18 protein-coding genes are annotated in these 18132 nt (G+C 37.8%); 8 read left to right on the top strand and 10 right to left on the bottom strand.

What is annotated here, in order from left to right; genetic code table 11:
• Positions 1 to 173: 173 nt before the first annotated feature.
• Both kduI and DHW03_RS12745 read left to right on the top strand, forming a co-directional pair.
• Positions 174 to 1016 (top strand): 5-dehydro-4-deoxy-D-glucuronate isomerase, encoded by an 843-nt coding sequence (gene kduI / locus DHW03_RS12750; protein ID WP_109926234.1) that lies wholly within the window; start codon positions 174 to 176, stop codon positions 1014 to 1016.
• A gap of 97 nt (positions 1017 to 1113) precedes the next feature.
• The gene (locus tag DHW03_RS12745) at positions 1114 to 1878 is read left to right on the top strand and encodes an SDR family NAD(P)-dependent oxidoreductase (RefSeq protein ID WP_109926233.1); all 765 of its coding nucleotides are present in this window, start codon (positions 1114 to 1116) and stop codon (positions 1876 to 1878) included.
• 118 nt (positions 1879 to 1996) lie between these two features.
• Here the strand turns inward: DHW03_RS12745 and DHW03_RS12740 are convergent, their stop codons facing one another.
• Both DHW03_RS12740 and DHW03_RS12735 read right to left on the bottom strand, forming a co-directional pair.
• Positions 1997 to 2623, bottom strand: a complete 627-nt coding sequence (locus DHW03_RS12740; protein WP_109926232.1) for a carbonic anhydrase — start codon at positions 2621 to 2623, stop codon at positions 1997 to 1999.
• 58 nt (positions 2624 to 2681) lie between these two features.
• The gene (locus tag DHW03_RS12735; RefSeq protein ID WP_109926231.1) at positions 2682 to 3191 is read right to left on the bottom strand and encodes a flavodoxin family protein; all 510 of its coding nucleotides are present in this window, start codon (positions 3189 to 3191) and stop codon (positions 2682 to 2684) included.
• 223 nt (positions 3192 to 3414) lie between these two features.
• Between DHW03_RS12735 and DHW03_RS12730 the strand changes: the two genes are divergently transcribed.
• The 4 genes from DHW03_RS12730 to DHW03_RS12715 all read left to right on the top strand — a co-directional run bounded on the left by DHW03_RS12730 (position 3415) and on the right by DHW03_RS12715 (position 7009).
• A complete protein-coding gene (locus DHW03_RS12730; RefSeq protein ID WP_109926230.1) occupies positions 3415 to 3984 on the top strand; it encodes an RNA polymerase sigma factor in 570 nt (189 codons plus the stop codon).
• On the top strand, positions 3965 to 4711 hold the full coding sequence (locus tag DHW03_RS12725) for a hypothetical protein (protein ID WP_109926229.1): 747 nt from the start codon (positions 3965 to 3967) through the stop codon (positions 4709 to 4711). The genes DHW03_RS12730 and DHW03_RS12725 overlap by 20 nt, the downstream gene beginning before the upstream one ends.
• 121 nt (positions 4712 to 4832) lie before the next feature.
• Positions 4833 to 5648 (top strand): outer membrane beta-barrel protein, encoded by an 816-nt coding sequence (locus DHW03_RS12720; RefSeq protein WP_109926228.1) that lies wholly within the window; start codon positions 4833 to 4835, stop codon positions 5646 to 5648.
• A gap of 368 nt (positions 5649 to 6016) precedes the next feature.
• On the top strand, positions 6017 to 7009 hold the full coding sequence (locus DHW03_RS12715; RefSeq protein WP_109926622.1) for an ABC transporter ATP-binding protein: 993 nt from the start codon (positions 6017 to 6019) through the stop codon (positions 7007 to 7009).
• A gap of 304 nt (positions 7010 to 7313) precedes the next feature.
• Here the strand turns inward: DHW03_RS12715 and DHW03_RS12705 are convergent, their stop codons facing one another.
• A complete protein-coding gene (locus tag DHW03_RS12705; protein ID WP_109926227.1) occupies positions 7314 to 7718 on the bottom strand; it encodes a hypothetical protein in 405 nt (134 codons plus the stop codon).
• A 134-nt stretch (positions 7719 to 7852) separates the two neighbouring features.
• Here DHW03_RS12705 and DHW03_RS12700 point away from each other — a divergent pair, with 134 nt between their 5' ends.
• On the top strand, positions 7853 to 8413 hold the full coding sequence (locus DHW03_RS12700) for a DUF4230 domain-containing protein (RefSeq protein ID WP_205941005.1): 561 nt from the start codon (positions 7853 to 7855) through the stop codon (positions 8411 to 8413).
• 1707 nt (positions 8414 to 10120) lie between these two features.
• The gene (locus DHW03_RS12695) at positions 10121 to 10471 is read left to right on the top strand and encodes a cupin domain-containing protein (RefSeq protein ID WP_109926226.1); all 351 of its coding nucleotides are present in this window, start codon (positions 10121 to 10123) and stop codon (positions 10469 to 10471) included.
• A 78-nt stretch (positions 10472 to 10549) separates the two neighbouring features.
• Here DHW03_RS12695 and ilvA read toward each other — a convergent pair whose 3' ends face one another.
• From ilvA to DHW03_RS12660, 7 genes are all read right to left on the bottom strand, one after another.
• Entirely contained in the window at positions 10550 to 11800 is a 1251-nt protein-coding gene (ilvA, locus tag DHW03_RS12690) for a threonine ammonia-lyase IlvA (protein ID WP_109926225.1), read from the bottom strand.
• A 218-nt stretch (positions 11801 to 12018) separates the two neighbouring features.
• Positions 12019 to 13524: a 2-isopropylmalate synthase gene (locus DHW03_RS12685; RefSeq protein ID WP_109926224.1), complete on the bottom strand. Its 1506-nt coding sequence runs from the start codon at positions 13522 to 13524 to the stop codon at positions 12019 to 12021.
• On the bottom strand, positions 13524 to 14624 hold the full coding sequence (gene leuB / locus DHW03_RS12680) for a 3-isopropylmalate dehydrogenase (RefSeq protein WP_109926223.1): 1101 nt from the start codon (positions 14622 to 14624) through the stop codon (positions 13524 to 13526). The genes DHW03_RS12685 and leuB overlap by 1 nt, the downstream gene beginning before the upstream one ends.
• A 101-nt stretch (positions 14625 to 14725) precedes the next feature.
• Complete coding sequence (locus DHW03_RS12675; RefSeq protein ID WP_317046814.1) at positions 14726 to 16156, bottom strand: ATP-binding cassette domain-containing protein; 1431 nt, start codon at positions 16154 to 16156, stop codon at positions 14726 to 14728.
• Between the two features lie 35 nt (positions 16157 to 16191).
• On the bottom strand, positions 16192 to 16776 hold the full coding sequence (gene leuD, locus DHW03_RS12670) for a 3-isopropylmalate dehydratase small subunit (RefSeq protein ID WP_109926221.1): 585 nt from the start codon (positions 16774 to 16776) through the stop codon (positions 16192 to 16194).
• A gap of 186 nt (positions 16777 to 16962) precedes the next feature.
• Entirely contained in the window at positions 16963 to 17727 is a 765-nt protein-coding gene (locus DHW03_RS12665; RefSeq protein ID WP_109926220.1) for a class I SAM-dependent methyltransferase, read from the bottom strand.
• A 59-nt stretch (positions 17728 to 17786) separates the two neighbouring features.
• A complete protein-coding gene (locus tag DHW03_RS12660; protein ID WP_109926219.1) occupies positions 17787 to 18077 on the bottom strand; it encodes an antibiotic biosynthesis monooxygenase family protein in 291 nt (96 codons plus the stop codon).
• Between the last annotated feature and the right edge of the window lie 55 nt (positions 18078 to 18132).

The following is an 18132-nucleotide window of genomic DNA, read 5'->3' as shown; positions in this document are numbered from 1 at the left end:
GAGAAAGTTAAAAACCAAATGGTTATACATTTAAGCGCCCTACAAAAAGATATTCAAAAAGCAGTATAAAATTCAAGATTCATTCCCTAATTAAGGATGGTATAAATATATTTGCAAAGGTTTGATTTGAAATCATAATCTATCCAAATATTTTACATCTCTAATCCAATATAATGAATAATCATTTCGAAAGTCGGTATGCTCAAAGTCCAAAGGAAGTTAAACACATGGATACGGCCAGCTTGCGCGAAAACTTCTTAATTGAAAATGTGTTTGAACCGAACCAAGTAAACCTAACCTTATCTCACTTTGATCGCTATATTGTTGGAGGGGCAATGCCAGTAAACCAAAAGCTTGAGCTTCCAAATCCGGATGATTTAAAAGCAAATTATTTTTTAGAAAGAAGAGAGCTCGGTATCATCAATGTAGGCGGTACAGCCATCGTTACGGCTGATGGCGTAGCATATGAACTCGCTTACAAAGAAGCATTGTATATTGGCAAAGGTACGCAGTCCGTTTCATTTGAATCTGCCGACCAAAACGAACCCACTAAATTGTACATCAACTCGGCCCCAGCCCACCATAGCTACCCAACCAAAAAAGTAAGCAAAGCTGATGCGGAAATTGTAGAACTAGGAAGTCCAGAAACTGCAAATCATCGGATAATTAATAAACTCTTGGTAAATAGTGTTTTACCAACCTGCCAATTGCAAATGGGCATGACCGAATTAAAATCGGGCAGTATCTGGAATACCATGCCTGCACACACGCACGATAGAAGGATGGAAGCTTACTTTTATTTCGAAGTTCCGCAAGGACAAAGTGTGTGTCATTTTATGGGACAACCGCAAGAAACGCGTCACATTTGGATGCAGAACGACCAAGCCGTAATTTCGCCAAACTGGTCTATCCATTCAGGCGCAGGTACCAGCAATTACACCTTTATTTGGGGTATGGCAGGAGAAAATCTCGATTACGGCGATATGGATCATTGTGCGATTACCGAATTGAAATAATTTATACGAGATTACTCCAGGTTTTAGCTTTGATCATTCCGAGCTTGTCGAAGAATATTCAAAAGTTTCGATACCATCATCATTCAACTTAAAAAAAATGTCAAAAATATTTGATTTAGCAGGTAAAACTGCCTTAGTTACAGGTTGCAAAAGGGGGATTGGCAAGGCAATGGCTTTGGCATTAGCCGAAGCAGGAGCTGATATTATCGGCGTTTCTGCCAGTTTAGAACTTCAAAATAGCCGTGTAGAGCAAGAAATTTTGGCCTTAGGCAGAAAGTTTTATGCTTATCAATGTGATTTTAGCAACCGAAATGCCACATTATCCTTTGCGAAACAAGTCAAAGCCGAGCATCCCGTAATCGATATTTTGGTAAACAATGCAGGAACCATTTTGCGCAAGCCCATTGCCGAACATCCAGACGAATATTGGGATGAAGTAATTGAGGTAAATCAAACCGCACCCTTTATTTTAACGCGAGAAATTGGCAGAGATATGGTTGGAAGGGGGGCAGGAAAAATAATTTTTACGGCATCACTTCTCTCTTTTCAGGGTGGAATAACTGTACCAGGTTACGCAGCAAGTAAAGGTGCAATTGCTTCTCTAACAAAAGCTTTTGCTAATGAATGGGCATCAAAAGGTGTTAATGTAAACGCCATTGCGCCAGGCTACATCGCTACGGATAATACTTCGGCCTTAAGAGAAGATCAAGAAAGAAGTGCTTCTATTTTGGCCCGCATCCCAGCAGGAAGATGGGGAACTCCGGAAGATTTTAAAGGACCAACACTTTTCCTGGCCTCATCGGCAAGTGATTACGTTCATGGAACGATATTGACTGTGGATGGCGGTTGGATGGGAAGATAATTAATCTTTTATTTTGAAATCAAAAAAGACCGATGTCGGAGGTTGGAAAAGATAAATTCCCTTGCTTCAAACATCGGTCTTTTTGTACGAATATGGTCCTCAGACTACCAACCTCGGACTAATAAAGATTATAAATCTCTTTAATGTCCTTCAATATCCCATCAAAATCAATTTTTAGGTCGATTAATTTCCCTGTTCTAATATCAAATACCCAACCATGCACCGTTAGGCCACGTAGCGTAATCGCTTCTTGAACGGCAGCTGTTTTAAGCAAGTTCACACATTGTTCTTGAACATTTAATTCCACCAATCTGTCGTAACGCGCAGCCTCGTCTTCTATTTGGCTAAGTTCATTTTTGTGGATGCGATACACATCGCGAATGTTTCTGAGCCAAGGATTTAAAATGCCCATATCGGCTGGTTGCATCGCTGCCTTAACCCCCCCACAATTATAGTGGCCGCATACAACAATATGATTAACTTTCAAATGACGCACGGCATAGTTTAAAACCGTCATTACATTTAAATCTACATTGTTAACCAAGTTAGCAATGTTGCGGTGAATAAAAGCCTCACCAGGCTTAATGCCCATCAAATCTTCGGCGGTCACTCGGCTATCAGAGCAACCGATATATAAAAATTCTGGACTTTGCCCCTTGGCTAAATTTGTAAAATAATCCGGATCTATCGCCAACTTATCAGCGATCCATTGATCGTTATTCTTAAATACTTCTGCTACATTCATTTTAATTAAGCTGTTGTTTTTGTGTTTAACATAATATGATGAGGTGTAATTTGAGCGGTTATTCTGCCATAAAACTAAAGAAAGTTTTCCTGATTTCTACCAATTCTTCCTCCCTTATCGTTTCATTAACATTAAAGTAAATATGGCCTTTAAAGTTCATTTCTAAGTAATTTGCAGTCATGTAAAAGGGAGTTGTAAAGCCATCTGGTAAACTTGCATCGGTGCCAACAGCAATCAATTTCATAGTTTTGCCTTTTAGGTTTCTTCCAACTTCCTGATTGAGGGTAACCCAATCGGTAAGGCGATCGAACAAAGTTTTCATCCGTCCACTCATCGAGTACCAATAAACGGGTGTTGCAAAAATGATGTGCTTGTGGTAGAGAATTTCTTTGCCAAATGTTTCGAACTGATCTTCGTTCGGATAACTATTATTGTAATTGTAAGGAAGGAAATAATGTTCAACTAAATTGATTTGTGTGTGGTCAATACCTTCTAAAAGTTTGCTTAAAAATTTTTGTGTATCGCCGTTCAATCTAGCACTCCCATTAATAATTAAGATTTCTGACATATCACATCAAATTATATATCTTTAACAAAAGGATTCACCAAAAGTTGATTTTAAATGAAAATAGCCGATAGGTGATGAAATAATTATCATTCTTTGGTGTTTTTGTATTTTTTATCTTGTTGTAAATCAATGTTTTAGTAATTATCTCAACTTATTTTAACTTTTTTTAACGCTCCATGCAACCATTGTTTGTAAACGCTCATCTTCTATATACAAACGCACAATGAAATTGACCCTACGCTATACCATAAACGATTTGATGCAAGGCTGCAAAGCCGGCGACCGAAAGATGCAAGAGCTGCTTTACAAGCAAACCGCATCAAAAATGTTGGCCGTTTGTATGCGATACGCAAAAGATAGGATGGAAGCTGAAGATATTTTGCAAATGGGTTACATTAAGGTCTTTCAGAAAATCGACATGTACAAAGGGGATGGTTCTTTCGAAGGTTGGATTAGAAGAGTAATGGTGAACACGGCGATAGAAAGTTACCGCAAAAATTTACGCAGTTTAAATGTGGTAGAAATTGATGAAGCCTACGAGCAACCCTCTACCGGCTTTGATTTCGGAACTCTGGGTATGCAGGATTTAATGAAGGTAATCCAAAAGCTAGCAGATGGATACAGAATGGTTTTCAATATGTATGTTATAGAAGGTTATTCGCACAAAGAAATTGGAGAAACACTTGGTATTTCAGAAGGCGCAAGTAAATCTCAACTATCTAGAGCAAGGGCGATTTTAAAAGAAGAAATTATAAAAATGGAGGGATTTGGTTATGCAACCTATACAGGATAAGGATTTTGATCAATTGTTTAAAGATGCTTTTGCGGATGCAGAAGTGGCACCATCGAGAGATTTATGGAGCAGTATTGAAAGCGAGATTGAGCCGAAGAAAAAAAGGATGTTGCCAATTTTTTGGTTATCAGCCGCTGCGGTTTTGTTAATGGCTACCGTGGGCTTTTTAGTTTATCAACAGCAAGAAAGCCAACCAAAACAACTTGCAAATAACATAGAACCAAAAAAGAATCAACCGATTACCGACAATAAAGCATCTATTGATGCACCAAAAACGGTTGTTGTACCCGCAGAAGAAGTAGCTACAGTTATTAAGGCGTCTGCAAAACCAGCTGGAGCAGTAGTAAAAACAAAAATGGGCAACGATGTTCAGCCTTTTGAAAAGAAAAAAATGTTTACTGCGCCTGAAATGCAAAAACAGGAAAGCACAATTGCAAAAGTAGAACAACCTAAACAAGAACTTATTAAGAAAAAAATTGAAGAAGCCATTCAACAGCCTAGCGCAACGGTAATTGCGATGGTAGAAACACCGGCAGAAGATGTAATTAGTGATGACGACCAAAGTAATAAAGCCATTCGTAATGTTGGCGATGTGGTAAACCTAATTGTAAATAAAGTAGATAAAAGAAAGGATAAGTTCATTCAATTTCGTACCGATGATGATGACTCTTCACTTTCATCTATAAATATTGGGCCTTTTAAATTTGGTAAAAAGAATAAAAAATAAATAGAATTTTAGGATTTGAAAAGCTAAGACAAAAACCATTCAATCCATCAAAATTCAAACCATTCACTCATTCAATAATTCCATCATTCAAACATTCACTCATTCAAAACCACACACAAATATGAAACATCTAATTTTTACAACACTTTTGGTAAGCGGGCTTGCCGGTGTTATGGCTCCAAGTGCTTTTGCGCAACAAGATACTACAGCAAAAGATACAGTAATTAAAAAGAAAAAAAACATCAAATTTTCGGTAACTCTTAACGGTGGCGAAAGCAAAAAAACTGATTCAGCGGTTAATGCAGCAAAAAAGGGTCGTTTTGTTGGAGGAATTACTTTTACCAGAGTAGATTTGGGTTTCTCTAGATTAGTGGATAATGGCGATTTTAACCTCTCCCCAAATAATGAATTTTTAGATTATAAAGGTGGTAAAACCAGCACATTCTCCTTTGATGTTTTACAATTTGGATACCGTTTCAACTCTAACTTTAAAATTTATGTTGCAGGCGGTTTCGATTGGACACTGATTCGTTTGAGGGACAACATTACCATTCAGAAAAATCAACCAACGTTAACCTACGTTAATGAAAACGTAGCCTTTTCTAAAAACCGTTTCTCAAGCAGTTATGTACATATCCCATTAAACTTTGAGTTCCGTACGAGCGAAATTAAAAAAGGCAACAGATTTTACTTCATTTTAGGCCCTGAAGTTAGCTTTTTGCTAAATGGAAAGGTAAAACAGATTAGTGAAGAGCGTGGAAAAGAAAAACAATACGATAGCTATCATTTCCAATCGGTTCGTTACGGAGGAACATTGAGGTTTGGTTACGGCGGTTTAGGTTTGTTTACCAAATACTATTTCAACGATATGTTTACTACGCCAGCACAAGCCGGATTAAAAAACATGAGTTTCGGTGTAACCTTTGGCTTAAATTAATAAACAGCAACACACATAAAATGAAATCCTGTTTCGGTTAGGCGGAACAGGATTTTTTTTTAAAAGTTTCTAAAAAGATGCTCTGTGTTAAATCACTTAAATTAGTTTTAAATTTTAGGTATTTCCCTTCCCTCATTTTGGCTAATTCTTTTTTATAATCGTAATCTTCTGTAAGTTCTACTCTGATAAATCGTATAAAATAGATTTTACAATAGATGATCTCTCTCCTTTAGTCTTTTTGCTTTAGCCTTTCACCTTTGGTCTTTCCCCTTTAGTCTTTTTGCTTTAGCCTTTCACCTTTGGTCTTTTTGCTTTAGTCTTTTCGCTTTGGTCTTTCTCCTTTGGTCATTTACCTTTATATTTACAAAGTGAGCGATACCATAATCAGTGTAAAAAAATTAACTAAGCAGTACCAGTCAGAACAGGCTGGAGGCGTTAAAAATATCAGTTTTGAAATCAATAGGGGAGATGTTGTTGCCATTATTGGCGAGAGTGGAAGTGGAAAATCTACCTTATTGAAATCGATTTATGGATTATTAAAAACAGATGATGGCGAAATCTATTTCGAGAACGAAAAGGTAAAAGGGCCAGACGAACAACTCATACCAGGGCATAAGCAAATGAAAATGGTTACCCAAGATTTTTCATTAAACATCTATGCCAAGGTTTATGATAACATCGCATCGCAACATTCCAATACCGACCTAAAAACCAAAGCCGAAAAAACTTTGGCCATTATGGAGCATTTGAGGATCCTTCCACTTCAGAACAAGAAGATTATCGAGCTAAGCGGAGGTGAGCAACAACGTGTCGCGATTGCCAAAGCCATGGTTGCTGATACCAAAGTTTTGCTTTTAGATGAACCATTTAGTCAGGTAGATGCCTTGTTAAAAAACCAGCTACGAGCAGATATTAAACGTGTAGCTTCAGAAACAGGTGTTACCGTAATCTTGGTTTCTCACGATCCGGCAGATGGTTTATTCTTGGCAGATCAACTATTGATTATCAGGAACGGGATTCTTCTTCAAACGGGTAAGCCCGCAGATATTTATCAAAACCCAAAGCATGTGTACACCGCACAGATTTTAGGCAATGCCGTTGTGCTGCCTAGATTAGAAGCAGAAAAACTCGGACTTAAAACCTACAAGGAGTTTGTGGTTTTTTATCCCGAATGGGCAGAAATGAGCAATAGCTGGAACAGCAGGCGCTATGAGGTTAAGGATGTTTATTACAAAGGGTTTTACGATGAATTGTTGCTCGAAAGAAATGGCGTGAGTGTAAGGGCCCTGCAACTCAATAGGGGGGTACATAAAAAGAATGACTCCGTTCAGTTGAACATCAATCGCTTCTTAGAGTTTTAATTGTAATTATATAAAATCAAATTTGTTATAAAGGTTATAAGTATAGTTATAACTTTTTCATAACTGTATCGAGTAGCCTTAAAGCTTGAAGGGGAAACAACAATTAAACGCGAATTCGGGAACCTGCTACAGGCTGCTGATAATTACCCCAAATATGTAACTACAAATAGCGAATTTAATGGAAATAGCTACCGAGGAATCAAACCTATTTATGTTCGAGATTTTCTAATGTGGGAGCAATAAAAAAACGACTCCGTTCGGTGAACATCAGTCGTTTTTTAGAATTTTTTAGAGGTGGGACGATTTAATCTGTAGCAATAAGTACAACTTTAATTCTTACAGAAGATGTAGGTCTGATTGGCGCTCTATTTTGCAAGTCAGAACTCTGAATGTCGATAGATAATCCACCAGGGTAAACCTCATAGCTGTAAGCATCTACGTTGTAAACAAATGGCAATTGAATGTAACTGGCGCCATTGTTATAAGAAATGTAAACCAATGTACCTTCGTTATCAACATGGTAAGCATCAATAGCAGAAATCGCTAAATCAGCAGAGTAGGTTTGTCCGTTGGTACTTAAAACCCATTGGTTGGGGGTTACATCTCTAACAACAACAATGTTCTGTGCACTTTGAACGATAGTATCTTTTTTGCACGATGCCAAACCTAGTGTGGCAATGCAAAGCATTAAAATAGTTAACTTTTTCATGTTATTTGGTGTTTATTTGTGTGTATAGTTTGCATATACAAAACAACTGCCAAAAATTCTGATAAACACAAGATGGATTGATATTTGTTTAAATTAGAATACACAATATTGAAATTTGAATTAATTCCCTCAATATGAGAATCATTTTTAGAATCTTACCCTGGATTATTTTAGTTGTTGCAGGCTATTTATTTATCTCGAAAAAGTTTAGCATTAATACTTCTGTAGAAAGTAAACATCAGCTTTTGGTTGAAAAGATTGAGGCTATAGGTAAATTAGAGCTTGTTCGGTACCAAATTAGCGATGTTTTAGAGCACAAAAGTAAAACTGATTTTTTGCCTGAGGCAAGTGTTTTGCTAATTGTTAAAGCAGAAGCAGTGGGTTGTATCGATCTTACAAAAATTAGTCGTGAGGATATAAACATTGATGCGGATACAGCTGTAGTAAATTTGCCACAACCAGAAATTTGTTACGTTAAAATTGACCATAAAAATTCCCGGGTTTACGATACGAAGATGGCATTCTTCCGCGAAGCGGGATTAGTTGATGAGGCGTACAAAGCCGCCGAAAGGCAAGTAAGCGCCGAAGTAAAGAAATCGAGCATTTTAACCCAAACCAAAACCAATGCAACTACGGTTTTAAAACCGATTATTGAGGGATTGGGATATAAGAATGTGAGGTTTACGTTTGATTAAATATGGATGGGTTTTGCCGCTAAGTAGATTCTGTATTTCCGTGGCAATTCAAAAGTTAAAAATATAAGCCACCTAAGATACCTAAGAGCACCTAAGAACAGTAAGCGTAGTCGTCAGTCGTTAATATTCTTCTGTGTATTCCGTGCTTCCGTGGCAATTCAAAAGTTAAAATTAAACCATCTAAGATACCTAAGAGCACCTAAGAGCACCTAAGAACAGCAAGCGTAGTCGTAAATCAATAATATTCCTCTGTGTATTCCGTGCTTCCGTGGCAATTCAAAAGTTACAAATATAAACCACCTAAGATACCTAAGAGCACCTAAGAACAACAAGCGTAATCGTAAATCAATAATATTCTTCTGTGTATTCCGTGCTTCCGTGGCAATTCAAAAGTTAAAAATATAAACCACCTAAGATACCTAAGAGCACCTAAGAACAGCAAGCGTAGTCGTTAATCAATAATATTCTTCTGTGTATTCCGAGCTTCCGTGGCAACTCAAAAGTTAAAATTAAACCATCTAAGACACCTAAGAGCACCTAAGAACGGCAAGCGTAGTCGTAAATCAATAATATTCTTATGTGTATTCCGTGCCTCCGGGGCAATTCAAGAGTTAAAAATATAAACCACCTAAGATACCTACGAGCACCTAAGAACAGTAAGCGTAGTCGTAAATCAATAATATTCTTCTGTGTATTCCGAGCTTCCGTGGCAATTCAAAAGTTACAAATATAAACCACCTAAGATACCTAAGAGCACCTAAGAACAGCACGCGTAGTCGTAAATCAATAATATTCTTCTGTGTATTCCGAGCTTCCGTGGCAATGCAAAAGTTAAAATATAAACCACCTAAGATACCTAAGAGCACCTAGGAACAGCAAGCGTAGTCGTAAATCAATAATATTCTTCTGTGTATTCCGTGCTTCCGTGGCAATGCAAAAGTTAAAATTAAACCACCTAAGATACCTAAGAGCACCTAAGAACAGCACGCGTAGTCGTCAGTCGTTAATATTCTTCTGTGTATTCCGTGCTTCCGTGGCAACTCAAAAGTTAAAATATAAACCACCTAAGATACCGATAAACCACCTAAGATACCTAAGAGCACCTAAGAACAGCACGCGTAGTCGTCAGTCGTTAATATTCTTCTGTGTATTCCGTGCTTCCGTGGCAACTCAAAAGTTAAAATATAAACCACCTAAGATACCTAAGAGCACCTAAGAACAGCACGCGTAGTCGTCAGTCGTTAATATTCTTCTGTGTATTCCGTGCTTCCGTGGCAACTCAAAAGTTAAAATATAAACCACCTAAGATACCTAAGAGCACCTAAGAACAGCACGTGTAGTCGTAAATCAATAATATTCTTCTGTGTATTCCGTGCTTCCGTGGCAACTCAAAAGTTAAAATATAAACCACCTAAGATACCTAAGAGCACCTAAGAACAGCACGTGTAGTCGTAAATCAATAATATTCTTCTGTGTATTCCGTGCTTCCGTGGCAATGCAAAAGTGAAAATTAAACCATCTAAGACACCTAAGAGCACCTAATAACAACAAGCGTAGTCGTAAATTATTAATATTCTTCTGTGTATTCCGTGTTTTCCTTGTCAAATTTAAAAAAGTACATTATTTTGAAGCCAGCTGGAAAATACACTGAGGTGTACTATATTCGGTGTTTACATATCTGAGAATCGAATCTAACACAATTACAAAATGAACTTTAAAGACTTAAGCAACAAAACCCTAATTAATGATCAGGAAATAGATTGGGAGTACATATCCGATGGCGTTAAACGCAAAATTATCGCCTACGATGATCACTTAATGTTAGTTAAGGTAGCGTTTGAGAAAGATGCTATTGGCGCTGTACATAACCACCCGCATTTACAAATGAGCTACGTTGCTGAAGGCAGTTTTGAAGTTACCATGGGCGAGGATAAGAAAATACTAAATAAAGGTGATGTTTTCTTCGCGCCTACCATGGTATTTCATGGCGTGGTATGTTTAGAAGATGGTTTGCTGATTGATATTTTTAATCCTCATCGGGAAGACTTTTTGCGCTAATAGCCAAGCAATTAACCAAGTAATTCAGTTATTCCTCTTGGGTATTAAACTCCCATCAACTTCTCAATGTAAATCCCATTAAACCAAATATTCAAATAAAGTTTGATCTTGATTCAGTTCTATAATTTCGAATTTGAAATCTTTCATTCTTTGTAATAAACTCGAGTAATCCTCTCTGTTGCTCAGCTCGATCCCCACCAAGGCAGGGCCATTCTCTTTATTGGTTTTTTTAATAAATTCAAAACGTGTAATATCATCCTGCGGCCCTAAAACCTCATTTACAAAAAGTTTTAAAGCCCCTGGTCTTTGCGGAAAGCGCACTATAAAGTAATGTTTTAAACCTTCAAACAACAAAGATTTTTCCTTTATTTCCTGCATGCGCTCAATGTCGTTATTTCCGCCACTAACCACACACACCACATTTTGGCCAACAATTTGATCTTTCACCTGCTCTAATGCGGCAACCGATAGCGCGCCAGCGGGTTCTACAACAATTGCATCTTCGTTATAAAGCTTTAAAATGGTTGTGCAAATTTGCCCTTCAGGAATTAAGTAGGTAGAACTTAAAAGCTCCTTGCAATATTTGTAGGTAATCCAGCCCATTCTTTTTACAGCTGCACCATCAACAAACCTTTCTATGTTTTCAACGGTTACTGGGCCACCATTTTTTAGGGCTTCGCTTAACGAAGGTGCACCCATTGGCTCAACCCCGAAAATTTTTACTGATGGTTTTACCGTTTGCAAATAAGAACTTACGCCAGCGGCTAAACCGCCACCACCAACAGGTACAATAATGGCATCTAACTCAGGTAAATCTTCAAAAATTTCCATCGCAACGGTTGCTTGCCCCTCAATAATTTTATCATCATCAAAGGGCGGAATAAATGTTGATGATTTTTCCTCGCAATAAATCAAAGCTTCTTTTAAACAATCATCAAAGGTGTCGCCAACCAACACGATTTCAATGTTGTTCCCACCAAACATATTTACCTGTTTAATTTTTTGCTTGGGGGTAATTTCGGGCATAAATATTACGCCTTTGATGTTTAATTTTTTGCAAGAATAGGCAACCCCTTGGGCATGATTGCCCGCACTGGCACATACAATGCCATTTTTTAAGGCATCAGGGTTTAATGTGCTAATTTTATTATAGGCTCCACGCAATTTATAAGAACGTACAATTTGCAAATCTTCTCTTTTAAGATAAATATTCGCATTGTATTTTAATGATAAACCCTCATTAAATTCGAGCGGTGTACGTTTTACAACACCTTCCAAGGTTTTCAATGCGCCTTCAAAATCAAAAGTATTCTTTATTGTATTATTCATTATTTCGTGTCAATTTTTTTGTTTGAAAAGCAATACCAGTGCTTTTCGGTTCCGGTCGTCCCGCTTTTCATTTTATTCCGCTGCGCTTCATGCCCATTTCAATCGGGTTTAAAAAACGTACAACAGTGTTTCAAAATTACAAAAAGCCAACCTTTCCTTAAAGCTGGCGATTTGTTTTCTTATTGCTTTAAAACCTTGAGCTTGGTGTTCAGCTATGTTTACAAAAATTTATTAATGGCATCTAAATATGCGTTTGCCGATGCTTTAACAATATCCGTGCTGAAGCCAAAACCTACAAACGATTTTCCTTCGTAATCTACTTTCATGTTCACTTTGCTCACATCATCACTTCCGCCGTGCATGGCTTGTATGGTAAATTCTTTAAGTGTAATGTCTTTATCAATGATACTTACAATAGCATTTATGGTTGCGTCAACCGGGCCATTTCCTCCCGCTTTGGCTTCTTTTACCACCCCTTCGTATTGCAATTTAATGGTGGCAGTAGGTTTTTCCTGATCGCCACACACCACCTGAAGCAAGTTTAATTTGTAGCCATTTTTATAAGATTCAACCTCGCCATCGCTCATTAAAAAAAGCAAATCGTCATCAGTAATGTCTTTTTTCTCATCGGCCAAAACCAAGAAACGTTCGTAAACATCATCGATGTTAATTTTTTCGATATCGTAATCTAAACGCTCTAAATGGTGTTTTAAGGCATGGCGGCCACTTCTTGCGGTAAGAATAATATCGGCACTGTTTAGTCCAACATCTTCAGGATTTATAATTTCGTAGTTTTCACGGTGTTTTAAAAATCCATCTTGGTGAATACCAGAGCTATGCGCAAAAGCATTTTTACCCACAATGGCTTTGTTTGGTTGTACTGGCATGTGCATCATTCGGCTTACCATTCCACTAATTTCTGTAAAATGCTTACTGTTAATACCAGTGTGTAAACCTAAACTGTGTGTTTTTAAAATCATGGAAACTTCCTCTAAAGCGGTATTTCCAGCTCTCTCGCCAATTCCGTTAATGGTACACTCAATTTGGCGGGCACCATTTAACACCCCTGAAATGCTGTTCGCAGTGGCTACACCTAAATCGTTGTGGCAATGCACAGAAATAATTGCCTGATGGATATTTTTAACGTTTTCTTTTAAATAGAGAATTTTTGCACCATACTGGTCTGGCAAGCAGTAACCATTTGTATCTGGAATATTAACGACAGTAGCCCCTGCTGCAATTACCGCTTCAATCATCTGTGCTAAAAATGCGTTGTCTGCCCTTCCGGCATCTTCTGCATAAAATTCAACATCCTCAACAAATTTCTTGGCATATTTAACTGCTTCAACTGCTCTTTCTAAAATCTTTTCTCTGGTACTGTTAAATTTGTATTGAATGTGCATATCAGATGCTCCAATTCCGGTATGGATGCGTGGATATTTTGCGTACTGCAAAGATTCTGCGGCTACATCAATATCTCCTTTAATTGCACGTGTTAAGGCGCAAATGGTTGGGTTTTTTATGGCTTTCGATAATTCTACCACGCTTTGGAAATCCCCAGGACTAGAGATTGGGAAACCCGCTTCAATTACATCTACACCAAGTAATTCAAGTGCTTTTGCAATTTCAATTTTTTGGTTTGTATCTAACTGGCAGCCCGGAACCTGCTCACCATCGCGTAAGGTGGTATCGAAAATATATACTTTATTCGGATCGTGTATCATTATGCTTGGGTTGTTGTGTTTATTTTTTGAGATAAAAATTTAAGTACCAATTTGCCCATTTCGGCTGTGCCTAAAACTTTGAATCGGTTGGTGGTTTGATCGGCAATATCATTTGTTCTAAAACCTTCTTTCAAAACATCATCAATGGTATCAACCAATAATTTAGCTTCGTCTTTCAGTCCGAACCCAATTTCGAGCATTAGCGCTGCGGATAGGATGGAAGCGAGGGGATTGGCTAGATCCTTACCGGTGATGTCGTGCGCAGAACCATGAATGGGCTCAAAGAAACCTGTGCTTTCCCCAACCGATGCTGATGCCAACATACCCATTGAACCAGCAATTTGAGAAGCCTCATCTGTTAGGATATCTCCAAATAAATTGGCGGTTAACACCACATCAAATTTCTTCGGATTTTTAATGAGTTGCATTGCTGCATTATCAATAAACATGTGTTCTGTTTCTACATCAGGGTATTGTTTCGCAATTTCCTGGACGGTTTCGCGCCATAAGCGAGAGCTTTCCAAAACATTTGCCTTATCAACAGAGCATAATCTTTTGCTGCGTTGTTGAGCCGCTTGGAACGCTTTATGCGCAATACGTTCTACTTCGTATCGATGGTAAATCATCAAATCGGAAGCGGTATTTCTATCATCTGATCGTATTTTTTCGCCAAAATAAACATCTCCAGTTAGTTCACGGAAGAATAAAATGTCGGTTCCCCTTAAAATTTCTGGCTTAATGCTCGAGGCTTGAAGAAGTTCATCAAACAGTAATATCGGACGGAGATTTGCAAACAAACCGAGTTCTTTACGGATTTTTAACAAGCCCTGTTCTGGTCTTACTTTTAAACTTGGGTCGTTATCATATTTTGCGTGTCCGATGGCTCCGAAGAGGATGGCGTCACTTTTTCTGGCTTTTTCCAAAGTTTCGTCAGGTAGCGGATTGCCAGTAACTTCTATAGCTGCGTGTCCCATCAAAGCTTCATCAAAAACAAATTCATGGCCGAAGATTTCGGCGATTTTTTCTAATGCTGCTTTACCCCATGTGGTTACTTCAGGTCCGATACCGTCTCCAGGTATTACTAAAATGTTCTTCTTCATTGTTGACTTCTTATGCTATCACTATTTTTTTTGCCACGGAAGCTCGGAATTCACAGAAGCTTAGAATGCTGTGTGTTCTGTATTTCGGTGGCTATTTTACGTCAGTTTAGTATTTCTAAATTTATATTTTCGACTGATTTTACTTCGCCCTTTTCTAATAATAATCTTTTCTCTAAGCAAGTTGGCAGCTGCGATTCAAAGTGACCAACATAAATTAAGGTCATGCCATTACTACACAGTTCATCAACTAGTTGATTAAAATATTGTGTTTGCTGTCCATCTAAACCTTGGCATGGTTCATCTAGAATTAACAATTCTGGATTTTTAATAATCGTTCGTGCCAATAAAACCAATCTTTGTTTACCGAGTGGAAGCGTGCTTAATAACTCATTTTTGCTTTCGGTTAATCCAAAATATTCTACCAATTCATCAACCTGTGTACTTTTGGTGTATGGCAATTGCTGAAACAATCCAACGGTATTATAAAAACCCGATGCAATGCTTTGCCAAACGGTTGAATTAGCATCGAAGTACCAATGAAACTCTGGCGAGATTAAACCGATGTGTTGCTTAATGTCCCAAATGCTTTCACCACTTCCTCTTTTGCTGCCAAAGAGATAAAGTTCGTTGGCATAAGATTGTGGGTGATCTCCGTTCACTAGGCTTAATAATGTTGATTTTCCTGAGCCGTTATGGCCTTGCAGCAACCACTTTTCGCCAGCCTTAACATCCCAATTGATGTTCTTTAAAACCTGTTTATCGCCATAGCTGATGTTTACATTAACCATTTTTACTAGGCTATTGGATGCATAAACCGGCGAATCTTTCAAGAAATCCGGAATTTGCCTTTGACTGTTGTATGTAGATTCAACAGTAGCGATGGAATCAACTTCAATTAGTTTACCGTCCCTGATTTCTGCAAATCGGTTTAGGCATGATGGCAATTCAGCATCGTTACAAATCAATATCAATTGAACGCCTTCGGCGGATTTCTCTTCTAATAGCGTATTTAAGTTTTTTCGAGATCCGGCATCTAAGCCAGTATAGGGTTGATCAATAATTAATAATTGAGGTTTTAACCATAAGGCTTTAACCAATTGTAGCTTTTTATGCTCTCCGCTTGATAGCTCAATTAATTGCGAACTTGCAAAGGTTGCAAAGTTTAAAGCTTCTAAAATGGGCTCAACATCATCAAAATGAAGGCTATTCTCTTTGCCATAGCCTACCAATTCTGCATGCACCGTTAAGGTATCTTTTGCTTGTTGACTGGTATAGCGTTGTTGATAGTAAAAGTTTGCTACGCCTTCTAAATTTTTAAATTGATACCAACTTTCTACAAATAATGCCTGTTTTGGTAATGTGCTATTGGGATTGAAGTTTATGTTTACTTCGCCAATTGCGTTTTGTAATCTAACCATCACTTTGGCTAATGATGTTTTTCCACTTCCGCTTTTACCACCCAATACCCAATTTTCGCCACGATTTATTGTCCAATTCAAATCTGTTAACACCGGCTTTTGCTGGTATTTCAAATTTAAGTTTGTAATATGGACGACCGGTTGCGACATTATTTACTTTGTTCGAATTCTTCTATTAATTCTTTTTGGGCTAAAATAAAATCGATATCATCATAGCCATTTATTAAACAGGATTTTTTATAAGGATTAATCTCAAATGTTTCCTTAGTGGCTGTTTCTGAAATGGTTACGGCTTGGTTTTCCAAGTCAACCTCTAGGGTAGCTTTAGGGTTGTTTTCTACTGCTTTGAAAATTTGGGCCAAAAATTCTTCACTCACTTGGATAGGGAGTAAACCATTATTCAATGCATTTCCTTTAAATATATCGGCGAAAAAACTACTGATTACCACATCAAAGCCTGCATCTTGAATGGCCCAGGCTGCATGTTCGCGGCTACTACCGCAACCAAAGTTTTTTCCGGCCACTAAAATCTGCCCGCTGTAAGTTGGGTCGTTTAAAACGAAATCAGCTTTTGGTTGCTGATCATTTTCGTAACGCCAATCGCGGAACAAATTTTCGCCAAATCCTTCACGAGTAGTCGCCTTCAAAAACCTTGCAGGGATAATCTGGTCGGTATCTATATTCTCTATATTTAAAGGCACTACAGCCGAGGTTAGTTTTGTGAATTTTTTCATTTTAATAGTATCAAGTATTCAGTATCAAGAAATCAGTATCAAGCAGTAGGTATCAAGTATTCAGTATCAAGAAATCAGTATCAGGTAAGTATCAAGTCATCAGTATCAAATATATCATCTCGATATTAACTGTGGTATCAATTTGAGGCTAATAGGACTTGTATCTTCGCATATTTTTATATTGTTTTAGGCTCTTTTCCAAGCTTTCACTCGTAATCTTCTGTAATCTGCCACCCATTCTCCGTTGATGTAGTAATTGGGTTTCAGAATTTCTACGGCTAAATTTTTAATCGATTCAGCTTCTTCGTGGTTCAAATTTTTGAATGCATGTTGGGCAAATTGGTTAATCCATACATACATGCCCTCTTCACCCAATAACGTTGTGGGCCTATCGAACAACCAAACTTGTTCAACTTCGAAACCTTGCTCCTCCAATAGTGTACTGTAAACGCTTATCGATGGGAAAAACCAAAAATTCGTCACTACCTTATCGGTAAGTTCCAACTGGTGGGCAGCCGTTTGAATGGCATCTGTTATACTTTTAACGTTTCCTTTTCCGCCAAATTCGGCAACCAATCTTCCGCCTGGTTTTAAGCTTTTAAACAAGCTCTTAGCTAATGCATCTTGGTTTTCAATCCAATGAAAGGTTGCATTACTAAAAATGGCATCGAAGTTTTCCTGATAGGGGAGCTGTGTCCCATCAACCACTTCAAAGTTTAAATCAGGGTAAGCTGCTTTTGCATGATTAACCATATCTGTTGATGCATCGGTACCTAAAACAATCGCCCCACTTTTTGCAATTTGTGCAGCCAGTTGACCGGTTCCGCAACCTACATCTAAAATATATTCATCTGCCTTTGGTGCTAACCATTGCAAAATATCAGCTCCGTAATCAGATACAAAACGATGTTGCTTATCGTATAATGTTGCATCCCAAACTATTTCCGGCATAACCTTTTATTTAACTTTTACCATCTAAGACTTGAAAAGGGATCTTAGTTTTTATTTCTTTAGTTTAATTCGGCATAATGTTCAACAATTGGAAAGGGCTCATAAAAGTGGTGGAGTAATTTTTTCCACCCTTCATATTCTACCGAACCTCTAAATCCGATTGTGTGCGCCTCTAGTGTCTCCCAGTTTACCAGTAAAATATATTTATCATCTTCTTCTATGCATCTCTTTAGCTGGTGCGATACGTAACCTTCCATATTGGAAATAATTTTTTCAGCTTGACTAAAAGCCGCTTCAAAATCAGCAGATAAACCAGCTTTTACATTTAATGTGGCCACTTCTAAAATCATTTTAAATGCTTTATTTTTTTACCGGCTAGGGCACTTAATTAGCCCATTGGTTATT

The organism is Pedobacter yonginensis (assembly GCF_003173595.1).
In the GTDB taxonomy this organism is placed as follows: Bacteria; Bacteroidota; Bacteroidia; order Sphingobacteriales; family Sphingobacteriaceae; genus Pedobacter; species Pedobacter yonginense.
Note: the sequence above shows the minus strand (reverse complement) of the source record. Positions and strands in the feature narration are given on the sequence as shown.